Annotated in this window: 17 protein-coding genes; 13 read left to right on the plus strand and 4 right to left on the minus strand. The window is 62.9% G+C overall.

Translation table 11 applies throughout. The annotated features are described in order from the left end of the window. The first annotated feature begins 9 nt into the window (after positions 1-9). The 5 genes from rpsD to ACREP4_RS04925 all read left to right on the plus strand — a co-directional run bounded on the left by rpsD (position 10) and on the right by ACREP4_RS04925 (position 4,348). A complete protein-coding gene (rpsD, locus tag ACREP4_RS04905; RefSeq protein ID WP_431595060.1) occupies positions 10-639 on the plus strand; it encodes a 30S ribosomal protein S4 in 630 nt (209 codons plus the stop codon). A gap of 54 nt (positions 640-693) precedes the next feature. Further along, complete coding sequence (locus ACREP4_RS04910) at positions 694-1,692, plus strand: DNA-directed RNA polymerase subunit alpha (RefSeq protein ID WP_431595061.1); 999 nt, start codon at positions 694-696, stop codon at positions 1,690-1,692. Between the two features lie 191 nt (positions 1,693-1,883). Beyond that, the gene (rplQ, locus tag ACREP4_RS04915; RefSeq protein WP_055767523.1) at positions 1,884-2,270 is read left to right on the plus strand and encodes a 50S ribosomal protein L17; all 387 of its coding nucleotides are present in this window, start codon (positions 1,884-1,886) and stop codon (positions 2,268-2,270) included. A 145-nt stretch (positions 2,271-2,415) separates the two neighbouring features. Further along, positions 2,416-2,931 (plus strand): disulfide bond formation protein B, encoded by a 516-nt coding sequence (locus ACREP4_RS04920; protein ID WP_431595062.1) that lies wholly within the window; start codon positions 2,416-2,418, stop codon positions 2,929-2,931. 34 nt (positions 2,932-2,965) lie between these two features. Next, positions 2,966-4,348, plus strand: coding sequence for a class II 3-deoxy-7-phosphoheptulonate synthase (locus ACREP4_RS04925; RefSeq protein WP_431595063.1), 1,383 nt, complete (start codon positions 2,966-2,968; stop codon positions 4,346-4,348). Positions 4,349-4,464: 116 nt separating this feature from the next. On the opposite strand, the gene ACREP4_RS04930 is transcribed toward ACREP4_RS04925, so the two are convergent. Together ACREP4_RS04930 and typA are read right to left on the minus strand one after the other, a co-directional pair. Next, positions 4,465-4,938, minus strand: coding sequence for a DUF2127 domain-containing protein (locus tag ACREP4_RS04930; protein ID WP_431595064.1), 474 nt, complete (start codon positions 4,936-4,938; stop codon positions 4,465-4,467). 5 nt (positions 4,939-4,943) lie between these two features. Then, positions 4,944-6,773 (minus strand): translational GTPase TypA, encoded by a 1,830-nt coding sequence (typA, locus tag ACREP4_RS04935; RefSeq protein WP_431595065.1) that lies wholly within the window; start codon positions 6,771-6,773, stop codon positions 4,944-4,946. Between the two features lie 210 nt (positions 6,774-6,983). On the opposite strand from typA, the gene ACREP4_RS04940 reads away from it, so the two are divergent. The 8 genes from ACREP4_RS04940 (at position 6,984) to msrA (ending at position 15,684) form a co-directional block, all read left to right on the plus strand. Beyond that, complete coding sequence (locus tag ACREP4_RS04940; RefSeq protein WP_431595066.1) at positions 6,984-7,478, plus strand: peptidylprolyl isomerase; 495 nt, start codon at positions 6,984-6,986, stop codon at positions 7,476-7,478. Between the two features lie 116 nt (positions 7,479-7,594). Continuing rightward, a complete protein-coding gene (locus ACREP4_RS04945; RefSeq protein ID WP_431595067.1) occupies positions 7,595-8,578 on the plus strand; it encodes a malate dehydrogenase in 984 nt (327 codons plus the stop codon). A 141-nt stretch (positions 8,579-8,719) separates the two neighbouring features. After that, positions 8,720-9,343, plus strand: a complete 624-nt coding sequence (locus tag ACREP4_RS04950) for an RluA family pseudouridine synthase (RefSeq protein WP_431595068.1) — start codon at positions 8,720-8,722, stop codon at positions 9,341-9,343. A 325-nt stretch (positions 9,344-9,668) separates the two neighbouring features. Further along, complete coding sequence (gene prpE / locus ACREP4_RS04955; RefSeq protein WP_431595069.1) at positions 9,669-11,549, plus strand: propionate--CoA ligase; 1,881 nt, start codon at positions 9,669-9,671, stop codon at positions 11,547-11,549. Between the two features lie 122 nt (positions 11,550-11,671). Further along, on the plus strand, positions 11,672-12,151 hold the full coding sequence (locus ACREP4_RS04960; RefSeq protein ID WP_431595070.1) for a hypothetical protein: 480 nt from the start codon (positions 11,672-11,674) through the stop codon (positions 12,149-12,151). Between the two features lie 483 nt (positions 12,152-12,634). Next, positions 12,635-13,138 (plus strand): peptide-methionine (R)-S-oxide reductase MsrB, encoded by a 504-nt coding sequence (msrB, locus tag ACREP4_RS04965; RefSeq protein WP_431595071.1) that lies wholly within the window; start codon positions 12,635-12,637, stop codon positions 13,136-13,138. Positions 13,139-13,173: 35 nt separating this feature from the next. After that, on the plus strand, positions 13,174-14,934 hold the full coding sequence (locus tag ACREP4_RS04970; RefSeq protein ID WP_431595072.1) for a cytochrome c biogenesis protein DipZ: 1,761 nt from the start codon (positions 13,174-13,176) through the stop codon (positions 14,932-14,934). Positions 14,935-14,949: 15 nt separating this feature from the next. After that, the gene (gene msrA / locus ACREP4_RS04975; RefSeq protein WP_431595073.1) at positions 14,950-15,684 is read left to right on the plus strand and encodes a peptide-methionine (S)-S-oxide reductase MsrA; all 735 of its coding nucleotides are present in this window, start codon (positions 14,950-14,952) and stop codon (positions 15,682-15,684) included. A gap of 101 nt (positions 15,685-15,785) precedes the next feature. On the opposite strand, the gene ACREP4_RS04980 is transcribed toward msrA, so the two are convergent. Both ACREP4_RS04980 and ACREP4_RS04985 read right to left on the minus strand, forming a co-directional pair. Next, positions 15,786-16,403 carry a glutathione S-transferase family protein gene (locus ACREP4_RS04980; RefSeq protein WP_431595074.1) on the minus strand — a complete coding sequence of 206 codons (618 nt, stop codon included), beginning with the start codon at positions 16,401-16,403 and terminating at the stop codon, positions 15,786-15,788. 85 nt (positions 16,404-16,488) lie between these two features. Then, the gene (locus ACREP4_RS04985) at positions 16,489-16,947 is read right to left on the minus strand and encodes a cell wall hydrolase (protein WP_431595075.1); all 459 of its coding nucleotides are present in this window, start codon (positions 16,945-16,947) and stop codon (positions 16,489-16,491) included. Positions 16,948-17,376: the final 429 nt, after the last annotated feature.

Raw genomic sequence — 17,376 nt, forward strand, 5'->3', positions numbered from 1 at the left:
CGATAAGAAATGGCTCGTTATATCGGTCCTACCTGTAAGCTCGCCCGTCGCGAAGGCGCCGACCTCTCCCTCAAGAGCCCGGCCCGTGCGCTGGACTCAAAGTGCAAGCTGGAGCAGAAGCCCGGCCAGCACGGAGCTACCGCCCGTAAGGGCAAGCTGTCCGACTACGCTACCCAGCTGCGTGAAAAGCAGAAGGTCAAGCGTATCTACGGTCTGCTGGAGCGTCAGTTCCGCAATTACTACAAGAAGGCCTCGACCAAGAAGGGCAACACCGGCGAGAACCTGCTGCAGTTGTTGGAAACCCGTCTGGACAACGTCGTCTACCGTATGGGCTTCGCAGTGACGCGTCCGGCTGCTCGTCAGCTGGTTTCGCACCGCGGTGTCACGGTCAATGGCAAGTCGGTGAACCTGGCTTCGTTCCAGGTCAAGGCTGGCGATGCGATCGCTCTGTCGGAAAAGGCTGCCAAGCAGCTGCGCGTCCAGGAAGCCCTGGTCGTTGCCGAGCAGCACGACCTCAGCCCGTCGTGGGTCGAAGTCGATTCGAAGAAGTTCAGTGGCGTCTTCAAGGCTGTGCCGGATCGTTCGGACCTGCCTGCGGATATCAACGAAGCGCTGATCGTCGAGTTGTATTCGAAGTAATTCACAATGGAGAACCTCCGGGTTGCACCGGAGGTTCGCAGGAGACCCCGCAACATGACGGTTACCGCAAACCAGGTTCTGCGTCCTCGCGGTCCGCAGATCGAACGCCTTACCGAGACCCGCGCCAAGGTCGTGATCGAACCGCTGGAGCGTGGTTACGGGCATACGTTGGGCAACGCCCTGCGTCGCGTGCTGCTGTCGTCCATCCCGGGCTTCGCCATTACCGAAGTCGAGATCGACGGCGTGCTTCACGAGTACACCACGCTTGAAGGCTTGCAGGAGGACGTGCTGGATGTCCTGCTCAACCTGAAAGACGTGGCTATTCGCATGCATACCGGCGACAGCGCCACGCTCTCCCTGACCAAGCAGGGCCCGGGCATCGTGACTGCTGCCGACATCAAGCTGGACCACAACGTCGAAGTGATCAACGGCGACCACGTGATCTGCCATCTGACCAAGGACGCATCGATCAACATGCGTCTGAAGATCGAGCGTGGCTTCGGCTACCAGCCGGCGGCCGCGCGTCGTCGTCCGGACGAAGAAACCCGTGCGATCGGTCGTCTGGTTCTGGATGCTTCGTTCTCGCCCGTCCGCCGCGTCGCCTATTCGGTGGAAGCGGCTCGCGTTGAACAGCGTACCGATCTGGACAAGCTGGTCATCGATATCGAAACCAACGGCACGATCGATGCCGAGGAAGCTGTCCGCACTGCGGCCGACATCCTCAGCGATCAGCTGTCGGTGTTCGGCGATTTCACCCACCGCGATCGCGGTGCGGCCAAGCCGGCCAACAATGGCGTGGATCCGGTGCTGCTGCGCCCGATCGACGACTTGGAGCTGACCGTGCGTTCGGCCAACTGCCTGAAGGCCGAGAGCATTTACTACATCGGTGATCTGATCCAGAAGACCGAAGTGGAACTGCTCAAGACCCCGAACCTCGGCAAGAAGTCGTTGACCGAGATCAAGGAAGTGCTGGCCCAGCGTGGCCTGTCGCTTGGCATGAAGCTGGAGAACTGGCCGCCGGCCGGTGTCGCCGCTCACGGCATGCTTGGTTAAGCAACACCTGTTCCCCCGCATGGGAAGCCATGCGGGGGAATGTTGTAAGCAGTACCCGCGTTGACGGCTGACAGGCCGCAGCGCAGGCCGTCCAGGAGGGGCGGCCAGGACCATCCGCAGTCCGTGCAACAACGCCAGGATGGCGACAGAGAAATCCAACGTCCTACCATTTACTTCAAGGAATTAGTCCCATGCGTCATCAGAAATCGGGCCGCAAGTTCAACCGTACCAGCGCCCACCGCGAAGCAATGTTCAAGAACATGGCTGCGTCGCTGTTCAAGCACGAGCTGATCAAGACCACCCTGCCGAAAGCCAAGGAACTGCGCCGCGTTGCCGAGCCGCTGATCACCCTGGCCAAGGTTGATTCGGTCGCCAACCGTCGTCTGGCGTTCGCCCGTCTGCGTGACAAGGAAGCCGTTGGCAACCTGTTCACCATCCTGGGCCCGCGCTACGCCACCCGTCCGGGCGGCTACCTGCGTCTGCTGAAGTGCGGCTTCCGCGCTGGCGATAACGCACCGATGGCCTACGTTGAGCTGGTTGACCGTCCGGCCGCCGTTGCAGAAGAAGTCGCTGAGTAATCGCGTCCTTCCATCCTTCAATGGATGAAGCAGAAGCCCGGCCTTGGCCGGGCTTTTTGCTTATGCAAAGTCGCCATTGCAACCGCTGCTGTCAGTCGCGAGGCGGGCTGGTACTCTTGCCGCACTATTGAATCGGATTGATGTGATGAATCCTTTGCGTTGGAGTTTTCGCGCCCAGTTTTTGGCCGGTTTTCTGGTCTGTGCGGGGCTGCTGGCCTTTGCGATCTACACGCAGATCCAGATGGGCCTGGTGCCGTGTCCGTTGTGTATCTATCAGCGCATTGCCTTTGCGGCGTTGGGTGTCGGCTTCCTGCTGGGGGCGTTGCATGGGCCGTCCAGTCGCGGCGGGCGCGCTGCCTATGGCGTGTTGACGTTGCTGCTGGCCGGTATTGGTGCCGGCGTCGCCGGGCGTCATGTCTATGTGCAGTTGTTGCCGAAGGACCTGGGTAGTAGCTGTGGCCCGCCGCTGAGTTTCCTCAGCGAAACGATGGGCCCGTTTGAAGTGTTCCGCACCGTGCTTACCGGCACCGGCGACTGCGGCAACATTGATTGGACCTTCCTCGGCTTGAGCATGCCGATGTGGAGCCTGGTGTGGTTCGTGGTGCTGGGCCTGGGCGGTTTGTATGCCGGGCTGCGCGCGCGCAAGTTGCGTCGGTTCTGAGTTCTCTTTTCCCTCTGTAAATAACGGTATCTGTATGAGCCTGTCTTCCCCCTTGTCTGCGGCCGCCACTGATTCCAGCTGGGCGCCCGGGAGTTGGCGTGGCAAGCAGGCGCTGCAGATGCCGACCTACCCGGATGCGCAGGCGCTGGAGACGGCGCTGGCTGAGTTGCGGCAGCTGCCGCCGCTGGTGACGTCGTGGGAGATCTTCGCGCTGAAGCAGCAGCTGGCCGAGGCGCAGGAGGGCAAGCGCTTCCTGCTGCAGGGCGGTGACTGTGCGGAGAATTTCGCCGATTGCGAATCCGGCATGATCTCCAACCGGCTCAAAGTGCTGCTGCAGATGAGTCTGGTGCTGGTACACGGCTTGCGCATGCCGGTGGTGCGTGTGGGTCGCTTCGCCGGCCAATATGCAAAGCCGCGCTCGGCCGATACCGAAACCCGTGGTGATGTGACGCTGCCGAGTTATCGCGGCGACGTGATCAACGCGCCGGAGTTCACTGAAGCAGCGCGTCTGCCGGACCCGCAGCGGATGATTGCCGCGCACTCGCGTTCGGCGCTGACCATGAATTTCGTGCGTGCGCTGATCGACGGCGGCTTCGCCGATCTTCATCATCCCGAATACTGGAACCTGAGCTGGATGCGCTATTCGCCGCTGGCCGAGGAGTACCAGGAAATGGTGGCCTCGATCGGTGACGCGGTGCGTTTCATGGAAACGCTGTCCGGCACACAGGTGCACAACCTCAATCGGGTGGATTTCTACACCTCGCATGAGGCGTTGCTGCTGCATTACGAGCAGGCGTTGACCCGGCAGGTGCCGCGCCAGCATGGCTGGTTCAACCTGAGTACGCATTACCCGTGGATCGGGATGCGCACGGCGGCGCTGGATGGCGCGCATGTGGAATACCTGCGCGGCGTACGCAATCCGATTGCGATCAAGGTGGGGCCGTCGGTGCAGCCAGATCAACTGCTGCGTTTGATGGACGTGCTGAACCCGGATGACGAGCCCGGGCGCCTGAGCTTCATCCATCGCATGGGTGCGAATCAGATTGCCGAGAAGTTGCCGCCACTGCTGGACGCAGTGAAGCGCGATGGCCGCCGCGTGCTGTGGGTATGCGATGCGATGCACGGCAATACCGAAAGCACCAGCAACGGCTACAAGACCCGTCGCTTCGACAACATCCGCAATGAAGTGGAGCTGTCGTTCGACCTGCATGCGGCGGCTGGGACGCGGCTGGGGGGCGTGCATCTGGAACTGACTGGCGAAGACGTTACCGAATGTACGGGTGGCGCGCGTGAGTTGACCGAGCGCGATCTGGAGCGTGCCTATCGCTCCAGCGTGGACCCGCGATTGAACTACGAGCAGTCGCTGGAAATTGCGATGGCGATCGTGCGCAAACAGGGCGGTAACGCAGCGGGTTAAGCGCGTACAGCTGTAGAGCGGAGCCATGTTCCGCTCGCTATTACTGAGAAAACCTCATGCCGAGCGTGGCTCGGCACGACACGGCAGGTGAAACGCTATGCGCGCTTGAGCCGGACTTAGTGCCGGCGGCGCTTGCCGATGTCCCGGGCCAGTACCCATACGACCAATACGTTCACCGCCAGTAGCAGCCATGCGGCCCAGCCGGGGTGTTTGACGATGGCGTAGATGTCCAGTGGCAGGTAGAGCGCTGCGGAGATGCAGCCCAGCCAGGAGGCCCACGCCTTGGCGCGCCACAGGCCCCAGGCTTCAAGCGTGCGCAGCAGGCCATAGGCGACCAGTACGGTGGCGCCAATGTGGACGGTGTCGGGGGTGATCAGGCCAAGCAGCGAGGAGAACGAGCCGTGCTCGGGGTCGCCGCCAATGCGCAGGATCAAGGTGTTGATGATGTTGCGAAGCGGGCCGGGCCCGGAGATCTCCAGGCCGGCCGCGGCGAGAAAGGCCAAGATGGCCTTTCCCGCTTCCAGCAGCGCGATGGCTGCCAGACCCGGATGCGCGTGCGGATCCGGGTTGTAGGGCGTATTGCCGGTCAACGCAATCAGCCGCCGCGCGATGCCTTCTTGCGGTCGCTTTCGGTCAGCGCCTTCTTGCGCAGGCGGATTTCCTTCGGGGTGACTTCAACCAGCTCGTCGTCCTCGATGAAGTCCAGCGCCTGCTCCAGCGAGTACTTGATGGCCGGGGTCAGCTTGATCGCGTCATCCTTGCCCGAAGCGCGCATGTTGGTCAGCGGCTTGGTCTTGATGGCGTTGACGGTCAGATCGTTGTCCTTGGAGTGGATACCGACCAGCTGGCCTTCGTACACGTTGTCGCCTTCGGCGGCGAACAGCTTGCCGCGCTCTTCCAACGGGCCCAGGGCATACGCCGGGGTGGCGCCCGGGGCGTTGGCAATCATCACGCCGTTCTGGCGCTTGGCGATGGCGCCCTGTTCCTTCGGGCCGTAATGGTCGAACACGTGGAACAGCAGGCCAGAACCCTGGGTCAGGGTCTTGAACTCGTTCTGGAAGCCGATCAGGCCGCGCGCCGGAATCGTGTAGTCAAGGCGCACGCGGCCCTTGCCGTCCGATTCCATGTTCTTGAGCAGGCCCTTGCGGATGCCCAGCTTTTCCATGACGCCGCCCTGGTGCTGCTCTTCGATGTCGACGACCAGCTGCTCGATCGGCTCCATCATCTGGCCGTCGATTTCCTTGATGATCACTTCCGGGCGCGACACGGCCAGCTCGTAGCCTTCACGACGCATGGTTTCGATCAGCACCGACAGGTGCAGCTCGCCACGGCCGGAGACCAGGAACTTGTCGGCGTCTTCAAGCTGCTCGACCTTCAGTGCCACGTTGTGCACGGTCTCGCGCTCCAGGCGCTCCTTCAGCTGGCGGCTGGTCAGGAACTTGCCGCCGGACAGGTCCTTGTTGCCTGCGAACGGCGAGTTGTTGACCTGGAAGGTCATGGAGATGGTCGGCTCGTCGACGGTCAGCGCCGGCAGCGCTTCAGGCGCATCCGGGTGGCAGATGGTGTCGGAGATGGTCAGCTCCTGGATACCGGAGATGGCGACGATGTCACCGGCTTCGGCTTCGTCAACTTCCACGCGCTCCAGGCCCATGAAGCCCAGCACCTGCAGCACCTTGCCGTTGCGCTTCTTGCCTTCGCGGTCGATGACGGTGACCTGCATGTTCTTGCGCAGCTTGCCGCGCTGAATGCGGCCGATGCCGATCACGCCGACGAAGTTGTTGTAGTCCAGCTGGCTGATGCGCATCTGGAACGGGCCTTCCGGGTCCACGTCCGGCACCGGCACGTACTTCATGATCGCTTCGAACAGCGGGGTCATGTCGCCCGAGCGCACGGTGTCTTCCAGGCCGGCATAACCGTTCAGGCCGGAGGCGTAGACGATGGGGAAGTCCAGCTGCTCATTGGTGGCGCCGAGCTTGTCGAACAGGTCGAACACCTGGTCGATCACCCATTCCGGACGCGCGCTCGGACGGTCGACCTTGTTGACCACGACGATCGGCTTGAAGCCCATCGCGAAGGCCTTCTGGGTGACGAAGCGGGTCTGCGGCATCGGGCCGTCCATCGCGTCGACCAGGATCAACACCGAGTCGACCATCGACAGCACGCGCTCCACTTCACCGCCGAAGTCGGCGTGTCCGGGGGTGTCGACGATGTTGATGCGGTTGCCATTCCACTTGATGGCCGTGTTCTTGGCCAGAATGGTGATGCCGCGTTCTTTTTCCTGATCGTTACTGTCCATCACGCGCTCAGCCAGAACGGTGCGCTCGGACAGCGTGTCGGAGTTCTTGAGCAGGCAGTCAACCAGGGTGGTCTTGCCGTGATCGACGTGGGCGACAATGGCGATGTTGCGAAGATTTTCGATAGACATGCGGAAGACGGCCAGCCGGCGCCGTGAATGGGGAAAAGAGTTCACGATTATACCGGTATCCGGCCAGAACGCGAAAAGCCCCCTGAGCGGCTGGCTGAGCGGGCATTCAGCCGCGGTCGGCAGAGGTGAGGGCCATGGGGCAGCGCCGCGCACGGGGGCAGGTGTATCCTATGCGGCTATCGCTAGATGTCTTCTCCCACAAGGATTCCCATGTCCCTGATTGCCACTTTCGACACCACCCGCGGCCTGATCAAGGTTGAGCTGTTCGCCGACAAGGCGCCGCTGACCGTGGCCAATTTCGTCAATTTGACCAAGCATGGTTTCTACGACGGACTGGCTTTCCATCGCGTGATTGCCGATTTCATGATCCAGGGCGGCTGCCCGGAAGGCTCCGGCCGCGGTGGCCCGGGCTACCGTTTTGAAGACGAGACCAAGAACGGCGTGCGCCACGAGCGCGGCGTGCTGTCCATGGCCAATGCCGGCCCGAACACCAACGGCAGCCAGTTCTTCATCACCCACATCAAGACCGATTGGCTGGATGGCAAGCACACCGTGTTTGGCAAGGTGCTGGAAGGCCTGGATGTGGTTGACCAGATCAAGCAGGGCGATGCGCTGAACAAGATCACCCTGGAAGGCGACACCGATGCCGTGCTGGCCGCCAAGGCCGACCGCGTCGCAGAGTGGAACAAGATTCTCGCCGCCTGAGTGTTCTCGACGGCCACCTGACCAGGTGGCCGTTTCTGATTCCGGCCCCGGTGCCGCTCCCGCGCGGTGGCAGGGCTTTATCCCCCCGACACGCTTCTTAGCAGAGGAAACCCCCCATGAAAGCACCCGTTCGTGTTGCCGTAACCGGCGCTGCCGGCAATATCGGTTATGCACTGCTGTTCCGCATCGCTTCTGGCGAAATGCTGGGCAAGGATCAGCCGGTCATCCTGCAGTTGCTCGAAATCGACAATGAAAAGGCTCAGGCCGCGCTGCAGGGCGTGGTCATGGAGCTGGAAGATTGTGCATTCCCGCTGCTGGCCGGCGTGGTGACCACCGCTGACCCGCTGGTGGCCTTCAAGGACGTCGACGTGGCCCTGCTGGTTGGCGCGCGTCCGCGCGGCCCGGGCATGGAGCGCAAGGACCTGCTGCTGGAAAACGCCAAGATCTTCACCGTGCAGGGCAAGGCGCTGAACGCCGTCGCCAAGCGTGACGTGAAGGTGCTGGTGGTCGGTAACCCGGCCAACACCAATGCCTACATCGCGATGAAGTCCGCGCCGGATCTGAACCCGAAGAACTTCACCGCCATGCTGCGCCTGGACCACAACCGTGCGCTGAGCCAGCTGGCTGCCAAGACCGGCAAGTCGGTGGACAGCTTCGAGAAGTTCACCGTGTGGGGCAATCACAGCCCGACCATGTACCCGGACTACCGTTTCGCCACCACCGGCGGCGCATCGGTGGGCGAGCTGATCAACGATCAGGAATGGAATGCCAACACCTTCATTCCGACCGTCGGCAAGCGCGGCGCAGCGATCATCGCCGCCCGTGGCCTGTCCTCGGCTGCCTCGGCTGCCAACGCCGCCATCGACCACATCCATGACTGGGTGCTGGGCAGCAACGGCAAGTGGGTGACGATGGGCGTGCCGTCTGACGGCTCCTACGGCATCCCGGAAGGCGTGGTGTTCGGCTTCCCGGTGACCACCGAGAACGGCCAGTACACGATCATCAAGGATCTGCCGATCGACGACTTCTCCAAGAAGTACATCGACATCACCTTGGGTGAGCTGGAAGAAGAGCGCGCTGGCGTTGCTGATCTGCTGTAACGGCAGCGGTGTGACGTGATGCAATGAACGGGGAGGCTTCGGCTTCCCCGTTTTTTGTTGTAGTGCCGAGCAATGCTCGGCAGAGGCTCTACTGGTTATGCCCCATGCCGAGCATTGCTCGGCACTACATTTTGTTTTTTTATGACTGACAAGATTGCTTTGCATTACATCGACGAGGCGTTGCTGGTGGTCGAAAAGCCAACCGGCTTGCTGTCTGTGCCTGGGCGTTTGCCTGAGCTGCAGGATTGCCTGATTTCGCGATTGCAGGCGGTGTATCCGGATGCGTTGACGGTGCATCGCTTGGATCAGGTGACGTCGGGATTGATGCTGTATGCGCGTGGCAAGCAGATGCAGATTGCGTTGTCTGGTCAGTTCGAGAAGCGCTTGGTCAGCAAGCGCTATGAGGCTGTGTTGGAAGGGCTGCTGGAAGGTGAGTCGGGTGAGGTGACGTTGCCGTTGATCGGTGATTGGCCGAACCGACCCAAGCAGAAAGTGGATGTGGAACTGGGCAAGCCGGCACTGACGCGCTGGCGGGTGCTGGCACGGGATTTTCCCGCGCAACGCACGCGGGTGGAACTGGAGCCGGTGACAGGGCGCACGCATCAGTTGCGGGTGCATATGGCCAGCCTGGGGCATCCGATTGTGGGGGATGCGCTGTATGACGCGGCGCCTGCGCAGCGGGTGCACTTGCATGCGTGCCGGTTGGCGTTTACGCATCCGGTGACGGGAGAGGCTGTGGGCTTCGTTTCGGAAAGTCCTTTCTGAGACAGGAGCTGCTCTCCCTCTCCCCAACCCCTCTCCCCAACCCCTCTCCCGCAAGGGGAGAGGGGCTTAGTGCACTGCGAGCTGAGGCCATCCTCGCCGCTGTAGCTTTAAAGCCCCTCTCCCCTGGCGGGGCGATGCGGGCCTGCTTGCGAACCACTGGTTCGCGGCCCGTTGAGCGCCCTTGCGTCAACGCAAGGGCTGGGGCGCGGAGTGGGGGGCAGGGGAGAGGGGGCTTGCTGCTTTGGTCTTAAGACCAAAGCAGCAAGGAGAACCCTGATGGCTGCGGACTATGCTCGGTTGTACAGGGCAGGTTCCGGAGGATGTCATGCAGTACGAGCAGATCTACCGCCGTTCCATCGAAGAACCCGAGGCATTCTGGGCAGAGGAAGCCAAGGCCATTTACTGGCACCGTGCGCCGGAACAGATCCTGGACTACTCCAATCCGCCGTTTCGGCGATGGTTCGTCGGAGGCGAAACCAACCTCTGCTACAACGCGGTTGACCGGCACCTTGCCGAACGTGCGGACCAGCTCGCACTCGTTGCGATTTCCACCGAAACCAACACCACGCGTGAGATCACCTATCGCCAGCTGCATCGCGAGGTAAACGCGTTCGCCGCCGTGCTCAAGCGGCTCGATGTCGGCCGTGGTGATCGTGTGGTGATCTACATGCCGAACATGGCCGAAGCGGTGTTCGCGATGTTGGCCTGCGCACGCATCGGTGCGGTGCACTCGGTGGTGTTTGGTGGCTTTGCGGCGCACAACCTCGCGCTGCGTATCGATGACGCGCAACCCAAGTTGTTGATCGCGGCCGATGCCGGCATGCGTGCAGGAAAAGTCATTCCGTACAAGGCAATGGTGGATGCCGCGTGCGCCGAGGCGCAGAGTCCGCCGCCGAAAGTGTTGATCGTTTCGCGCGGGCTGGATGCGGCCGAACCGAAGCTGGCCGGACGCGATGAAGACTACGCGGCGCTGCGGGCGCAGGTGGGTGATGTCGAGGTGCCGGTGGAATGGCTGGAGTCCAACGAGCCCAGCTATTTGTTGTACACCTCCGGCACCACCGGCAAGCCCAAGGGCGTGCAGCGTGACGTGGGGGGGTATGCGGTGGCGATGGCGCAGTCGATGCGTACCGTGTTTGATTGCGCGCCGGGCCAGGTGATGTTCTCCACCTCCGATGTTGGTTGGGCGGTGGGCCATTCGTACAACGTATATGGGCCGCTGATTGGCGGTTGTACTTCGCTGTTGTACGAAGGTTTGCCGATCAATCCGGATGCCGGCATCTGGTGGGCGCTGTGCGAGCAGTACGGCGTGCGCACGATGTTCTCTTCGCCCACCGCGATCCGCGTGCTGAAGAAGCACGATGTCGATTTCATCGACCGCCATGATCTGTCCGAGTTGAAATATCTGTTCCTCGCGGGTGAGCCGTTGGATCAACCCACTGCGCAGTGGATCAGCGGCGCGCTGCGCAAGCCGGTGATCGACAACTACTGGCAGACCGAAACCGGTTGGCCGGCGCTGACGCTGTTGCCGGGTCTGGACATGAAACCGGTGAAGTTCGGCTCGCCCGGCTTCCCCAATCTTGGCTACAAGATGAAGGTGATCGACGAGCAGAGTGGCGAAGAAGTGGCGCCGGGGCAGAAGGGCGTGTTGGTGATTCAGCCGCCGCTGCCGCCTGGCTGTATGAGCACGGTGTGGAACGACGACGAGCGTTTTCTCAAGAGCTACTTCAGCCATTTCAACGAACTGCTGTACAGCTCGCTGGACTGGGCCATCCGCGATGAGGATGGCTACACCTTCATCCTTGGCCGCACCGACGATGTGATCAATGTGGCCGGGCATCGGCTCGGCACGCGCGAGATCGAGGAAGCCATCTCCAGCCACCCGCGTGTGGCCGAGGCGGCGGTGATCGGCGTGCATGACGAGCTGAAGGGGCAGGTGCCGCTGGTGTTCGTCACCCTCAAGCAGGCGCCAGTCGACGATGAGGTGGCGGTGCTGGCCGCAGAAATGATGCAGCGCGTCACCGGTTCGCTGGGCGCGGTGGCGCGGCCGGCGCATGTCCATATCGTCAACGCGCTTCCCAAGACGCGTTCGGGTAAGCTGCTTCGGCGTTCGTTGCAGGCATTGGCGGAGCAGCGCGACCCGGGGGATCTGTCGACATTGGACGACCCGAGCGCACTGGATGAAATCCGCCGCGCGCTGGGGAAATAGCGCAGGCCACAAGCGCAGCGATCGCAAGGGGGCGGTACGTGTGGAGGTAAGCAGATCCGGGGCGGGGGTTCCGGATCCGTGGCGCACGCCGTGTTTTGCGATGCACACATGTGGGAGGGAAAATGGCATTGATCTATGCCAAGACGGCCGCTGGCCGTCGTGAAATGGAAGACCGCGCGCTGCGCCTGATACCGGCGCTGCGTTCGGCATTGTTGCTGGTGGACGGACGTCGCGATGAGCAGGAACTGCGGCAGATGGCGCAGGGGCTGCGCGCGCCGGATGACGTGCTGGCACAGCTGCTGTCGATGGCACTGATTGAAGCGGTCGGTGGCAGCGTCGAGCGCAAGCCGGACGTGCCGGTCACCGTGCAGCTGGGCGACGACCCGCTGCGCTACCAGCAGCTGCGTGACTGGATGGCCGAATCGGTGCGCAAACATCTGGGGCTGAAGGGCTATCTGATCCAGCTGAAGATCGAGCGCAGCCGCTCGGCGATCAGCCTGGAGCAGCTGTGGCCGGAAGTGGCTACCGCGCTAGGCAAGGCCAAAAGCCCGGCGTTCGCCAGCCGCTGGTTGGATGAAACACGCGCGTTGGTGCTGGCCTGATCAGGTGATGCCGCCGGGAGTTGGATTCGCCCGGTGGGCGGCCTGACGTCGCGGTTGAGCGCGGTCGCCTTGCTTCGAGGGCGACCGCGCTTTGTGTGCCTGCAGCCAGCATTCCGCCAGCAGATTCACACGCCGCACGGATGGCCGCCTTGGCGGCTCGCAGCGGCCAGCGTAAACACGAGCAGCGCACCTTCGCGGCTGTCGAGCCGTTGGATGTGCCGGTGATGCAACTGCAGAATGGGGTGCACGGATCAGCAAGCCGAGCCCGCCGCTGTCCGCACGTTGGCTGTCCAATGCGGGCGAGGTGATGAACAGGTTCGCGCGTCGCTTGGGTGCAGTGCTTGGGCCGTCGTCCCGCATGCTGATCTGCATGTTGTTGGCGCTATCCGCGCAAGGTGTAACGAAAAATTTCGCTCTGCGTCAGGAGGCGTTGATCTGGCAGGGCGCAGCATGGCCACATCCTCCCAAGGCTGGAGAGTGGCGATGTCCCTCACCCGTCGCACTGTGCTCAGCATCGGCTGCGTGACGGTCGCCGCCGGTCTGCTCGGCCTCACTGCCTGCAGCGGGGCAGCGCCCGCCACGCCGGTCCGCACGCGCGTGTTTGAAGTCATGCGCAGCGATGCGCAATGGCGTGAACAACTCAGCCCCGCGCAATATGCGGTGCTGCGCGGCCATTCCACCGAGCGCGCGTTCAGCAGCCCGCTCAACAGCGAGCATCGGCGCGGCACCTTTGTGTGCGCCGGCTGCGCGTTGCCGCTGTTCTCCTCGGCGACCAAATTCGACAGCGGTACCGGTTGGCCGAGCTTCTGGGCGCCGCTGCACGATGCGGTGGGCGAAGACCGCGACACCACCTTCGGCATGCAGCGGGTGGAAGCACATTGCCGACGCTGTGGCGGGCATCTGGGTCATGTCTTCAACGACGGCCCGCGTCCTACTGGACTGCGCTACTGCATGAATGGCGTCGCCATGAATTTCATTGCGGCCTGAGCGCCGCTGTAACCGACTTCCAACAAGGACTCACCATGTTCCTGCTCGTGCTGGCCTACCTGGGCGGCGTGCTCACCATTCTCAGTCCGTGCATCCTGCCGGTGCTGCCGTTCGTATTCGCACGCTCGGACCGGCCATTCCTGCGCAGCGGTTTGCCGTTGCTGATCGGCATGGCATTGATGTTTGCCGTGGTGGCCAGCCTGGCCGCGGTAGGCAGCCAATGGGTGGCGCAGGCCAATCAGATCGGCCGCTGGATTGCCTTGCTGGTGATGACCCTGTTTGCGCTGGCACTGCTGTGGCCGGCGCTCGCCAGCCGCCTGTTGTCGCCGTTGCAGCGCCTGGGCGGCCGCCTGAGTGCCGCTGCCGATGAAAGCCGGACAGGTGGTGTTGGCGCCTCGCTGTTGATCGGTATCGCCACCGGCTTGCTGTGGGCGCCGTGTGCCGGGCCGATTCTGGGCTTGATACTCACCGGCGCCGCGTTGCAGGGTGCCAATGCCGGCACCAGCGGTCTGCTGCTGGCGTATGCCTTGGGCGCGGCGACCTCGCTGGCGTTGGCGATCTGGATCGGTGGCCGTGTGTTCACCGCGTTGAAGCGCCACCTGGGGGCGGGCGAATGGATCCGTCGCGGCCTCGGCATTGCGGCATTGTTGGCCGTGGTGGCGATTGCGATGGGCTGGGATACCGGGGTGCTGACCCGGTTATCGACGGTGAGCACCGCGCGGCTTGAGCAGGGCTTGCTGGATACGCTGCCCGGTCAGGCGCCAGCAGCAGATGGCGCGATGATGATGGCGGCCAATGATGCGGCCCCGTCGACGTTGCCGGTCGAAGGTACGTTGCCTTCGTTGGGCGGTGCCACTGGCTGGCTCAACAGCCCGCCGCTGGACGCGCAGGCGCTGCGTGGAAAGGTGGTGCTGGTCGATTTCTGGACGTACTCCTGCATCAACTGTCTGCGCGCGCTGCCGCATGTGCGCGAGTGGGCCGAGCGCTATCGCGACCACGGCTTGGTGGTGATCGGTGTGCACGCGCCGGAATTCGCATTCGAGCGTGATGTGCGCAACGTGCAGCGCGCGGTTACTGATCTGAAGGTCACGTATCCGGTTGCCATCGACAACGACTTCGCGATCTGGCGCGGCTTCAATAACCGCTACTGGCCGGCGCATTACTTCATCGATGCGCAAGGGAAAATCCGCGCCCACCATTTTGGTGAAGGCAACTATGCGCAGTCCGAGCAGATCATCCGCCAGCTGCTGCGCGAAGCCGGCAATACGTTGCCCGGCGATGTTGCCCCGGCGATGGCCATGGAGACTGCGCGCAGCGGTGTTGAGCGAGAGGCGGACATGGACAACCTCAAGTCGCCGGAAACCTACCTCGGCCGTGCACGCGCGGAGAACTTCGCGTCACCGGATGGATTGTATGCAGGGCGTGCGGCGGACTATCGCCTGCCGACCACGTTGAAGCTCAATCATTGGGCGTTGCAAGGGCGTTGGATGGTAGGCGAAGAAGACGCGCAGCTGCAGCAGGCCGGTGGCCGCATCGCGTTTCGTTTTCACGCGCGTGATCTGCATCTGGTGCTTGCGCCACAGGATGCGGATAAACCGGTGCGCTTCAAAGTGCGGATTGATGGACAAGCGCCCGGCGCATCGGCGGGCGGTGATGTGTCGGCCGATGGCAGCGGCCAGGTGGATGGCAACCGTTTGTACCAATTGATCCGTCAGGACGGCGCAGTGAATGAGCGCAGCTTCGAGATCGAATTCCTCGATCCCGGCGTGCGTGCCTACGCCTTTACGTTTGGTTGAACCCGGAGGCAGACGATGACACTCGCCATGGACAAAGTGGTTGCCGGCAGCATCGCCGTGCTGGTCGCGGCATTGCTGGTGATCGGCGTGCTCAGTCTGGATCGCCCCGTGCATGCGGCGTCAGCGCCGCTCGTCATTCCTGCGCCCAGTGGCATTGCCGATCTGCAACAGCCCGGGACCAAGCGCGCGCAGGTGGTGTTCGCCGGCGGCTGTTTCTGGGGTGTGCAAGGCGTGTATCAACACATCAAGGGCGTGGACAGCGCAGTGGCCGGTTACATCGGCGGCAGTGCAGCCAATGCCAACTACGCGCGAGTGGGTAGCGGCAGTACCGGTCATGCAGAAGCGGTGCAGGTTACCTACGATCCCGCGCAGGTCAGCTACGGACAGTTGATGCAGGTGTTCTTCTCGGTGGTGCACGACCCCACGCAACTGAATCGACAAGGGCCGGATCGCGGAACGCAGTATCGGTCGGCGCTGTACGCCAACGCGGCCGATCAACGCGATGCTGCGCGTGCCTACATCGCGCAGCTGCAACGCAGTGGGGTGTTCAAGGCACCGTTGGTTACCCAGGTGGATGGCGGAGAAACGTTCTACCCGGCAGAGCGCTATCACCAGAACTACCTCGCGCTGCATCCTGAATCGTTGTACATCCGCGTCAACGACCTGCCCAAAGTCGACGCGTTGAAGCAGCAGTATCCGGCGTTGTATCGCGCCGCGCCGCGTTTGCTCAGCACGCTGTCGGTGCGTTGATCCATCGGCGTGATCTGCGCCCATGCATGTCGCTGAAACCAAACGGGCCGCCAGCATGTGCGCTGGCGACCCGTTGGTGACGCATCCATTTGTTGGATGGCTTACGCCAGACCTTCCGCCTTCAGCGCAGCCTGCACGGCCGCGTCGGCCTCCATGCGCTGTTCAAACGCATCCAGCGCGTCCATGCCAGTCAGGTCGATCTTCAGGCCGCGTGCCCAACGCAGGGTCACGTAGGTGTAGGCATCGGCGATGGATGGGCGCGGTGTGCCGCCGAGCCAATCGGTCTGTGCCAGACGATCATTGATACGCTGATACAGCGCCTTCAACTTTTCGCGCGCGTTCTGCTGGGTGCGGGCGATGACCGCATCGTCTTCCAGATACTTGGTGGAACCGAAGATCGGGTGGAAGGTCGGATGCACGTCGGCATTGACGAAGGACAGCCAGCGGTTCACTTCAGCGCGGGTGCGCGCGTCGCTGCCGCCGTCCAGGCCTGCGCCGGGTGCCTTGTCGCAGATGTAATGCAGGATGGCGGCGTTCTGGGTCAGCACCCAGCCATCGTCCTCAAGCACCGGCACCGCGCCGGCCGGGTTCATGGCCATGTATTCGGGCGACTTCATGGTCGCGTAGTCCACCACCTGCACTTCGAAGGGCAGGCCGGACCAGATCAATGCGATGTGGTCTGCCAGCGAACAGGCGCCGGGCTTGGTGTAGAGCTTCATCAGATACCTCGGGAGTGGAATGACCCCCGCATTATCACCACTTGCCCGTTGCAGGGTGTGGCGACACGTATCCCGGGTGCGTGGCTCAGGAAGCGCGCGGCTTCAGCGACTGCACTTTGAAGAAGGTGTGACCACCGATGGTCGCCACCTGGTAGGCATTGCGCCAGCTCGGGCTTGCGATGGACAGCGCGGCGAAGTGGCTGGCACCCGGCACGATCTCCTTGCGCTGCTCGACCGGCAGGGCCCAGTTGCGCTCGGCGGCGAACGCCACGTCGACGGCTTCTGCCCAGGCATCGTTGTTGCGCAGCTGAGTGCCCGGCGAGACCAGGGTCGGCGCGAACTGCTTGCGGGCAGTCACCACCTGGCACATCGAGTCACCCCAAAGGCCGCTGTCCAAGCGTCGCAGGGCAACTTCGGCAACTGCCTGCTGACCGCGCAGGGTCTGGTCGCGGGCTTCCAGGTAAACGGTGGTGCTCAAGCACAGTGAATCGGCGGCCGGCTGCGGCAACATCTGCGACAGCCAGAGAATCCAGGCCAGTTTCATAAATCTCCTTGCTCCGTGTGGGCCGCAGCTCGCCTGTTCCTGAAGCGTGGAACCGGTCGACTGCGACTTGGCGTTATGGGGAGGCGGCCGTGGCATCGGGGCCGCCCCGTGGTCGGCCCTCAATGAGATTGGGGGAGGGCCGGACCTTGCTCACCAGAACTGGGGGGTGAGCGGAAGAGGGCGCAAGGTAGGGGGCGAACACCAAACCCATCCTGAATGGGGCTTGTTGACATTCAGGTTTGTTGTACCCGGCGCGGGGCGAAGAGTGCGCGCCAGGAAGTGAGGAACAGGTGAGGGGAAAGTCAGCGGAAATGGCGTTGCGCAGCGTCGCTGAAATGGCGCAAACCGCTGCGATTACAACGGCACCGCTGCTCAATCCTGCCCTGCGTTTCGCGCAAGGGAGGAGGTGACGCATGCCGTTTTCGTGGG

This window comes from Stenotrophomonas sp. (assembly GCF_050737575.1).
Lineage (GTDB): Bacteria > Pseudomonadota > Gammaproteobacteria > Xanthomonadales > Xanthomonadaceae > Stenotrophomonas.

Bases quoted from the DNA above. Each gene is read 5' to 3' on its own strand.
- rpsD (WP_431595060.1), top strand. From the start codon at position 10: ATGGCTCGTTATATCGGTCCTACCTGTAAGCTCGCCCGTCGCGAAGGC.
- ACREP4_RS04910 (WP_431595061.1), top strand. From the start codon at position 694: ATGACGGTTACCGCAAACCAGGTTCTGCGTCCTCGCGGTCCGCAGATC.
- rplQ (WP_055767523.1), top strand. From the start codon at position 1,884: ATGCGTCATCAGAAATCGGGCCGCAAGTTCAACCGTACCAGCGCCCAC.
- ACREP4_RS04920 (WP_431595062.1), top strand. From the start codon at position 2,416: ATGAATCCTTTGCGTTGGAGTTTTCGCGCCCAGTTTTTGGCCGGTTTT.
- ACREP4_RS04925 (WP_431595063.1), top strand. From the start codon at position 2,966: ATGAGCCTGTCTTCCCCCTTGTCTGCGGCCGCCACTGATTCCAGCTGG.
- typA (WP_431595065.1), bottom strand. From the start codon at position 6,773: ATGTCTATCGAAAATCTTCGCAACATCGCCATTGTCGCCCACGTCGAT.
- ACREP4_RS04940 (WP_431595066.1), top strand. From the start codon at position 6,984: ATGTCCCTGATTGCCACTTTCGACACCACCCGCGGCCTGATCAAGGTT.
- ACREP4_RS04945 (WP_431595067.1), top strand. From the start codon at position 7,595: ATGAAAGCACCCGTTCGTGTTGCCGTAACCGGCGCTGCCGGCAATATC.
- ACREP4_RS04950 (WP_431595068.1), top strand. From the start codon at position 8,720: ATGACTGACAAGATTGCTTTGCATTACATCGACGAGGCGTTGCTGGTG.
- prpE (WP_431595069.1), top strand. From the start codon at position 9,669: ATGCAGTACGAGCAGATCTACCGCCGTTCCATCGAAGAACCCGAGGCA.
- ACREP4_RS04960 (WP_431595070.1), top strand. From the start codon at position 11,672: ATGGCATTGATCTATGCCAAGACGGCCGCTGGCCGTCGTGAAATGGAA.
- msrB (WP_431595071.1), top strand. From the start codon at position 12,635: ATGTCCCTCACCCGTCGCACTGTGCTCAGCATCGGCTGCGTGACGGTC.
- ACREP4_RS04970 (WP_431595072.1), top strand. From the start codon at position 13,174: ATGTTCCTGCTCGTGCTGGCCTACCTGGGCGGCGTGCTCACCATTCTC.
- msrA (WP_431595073.1), top strand. From the start codon at position 14,950: ATGACACTCGCCATGGACAAAGTGGTTGCCGGCAGCATCGCCGTGCTG.
- ACREP4_RS04980 (WP_431595074.1), bottom strand. From the start codon at position 16,403: ATGAAGCTCTACACCAAGCCCGGCGCCTGTTCGCTGGCAGACCACATC.
- ACREP4_RS04985 (WP_431595075.1), bottom strand. From the start codon at position 16,947: ATGAAACTGGCCTGGATTCTCTGGCTGTCGCAGATGTTGCCGCAGCCG.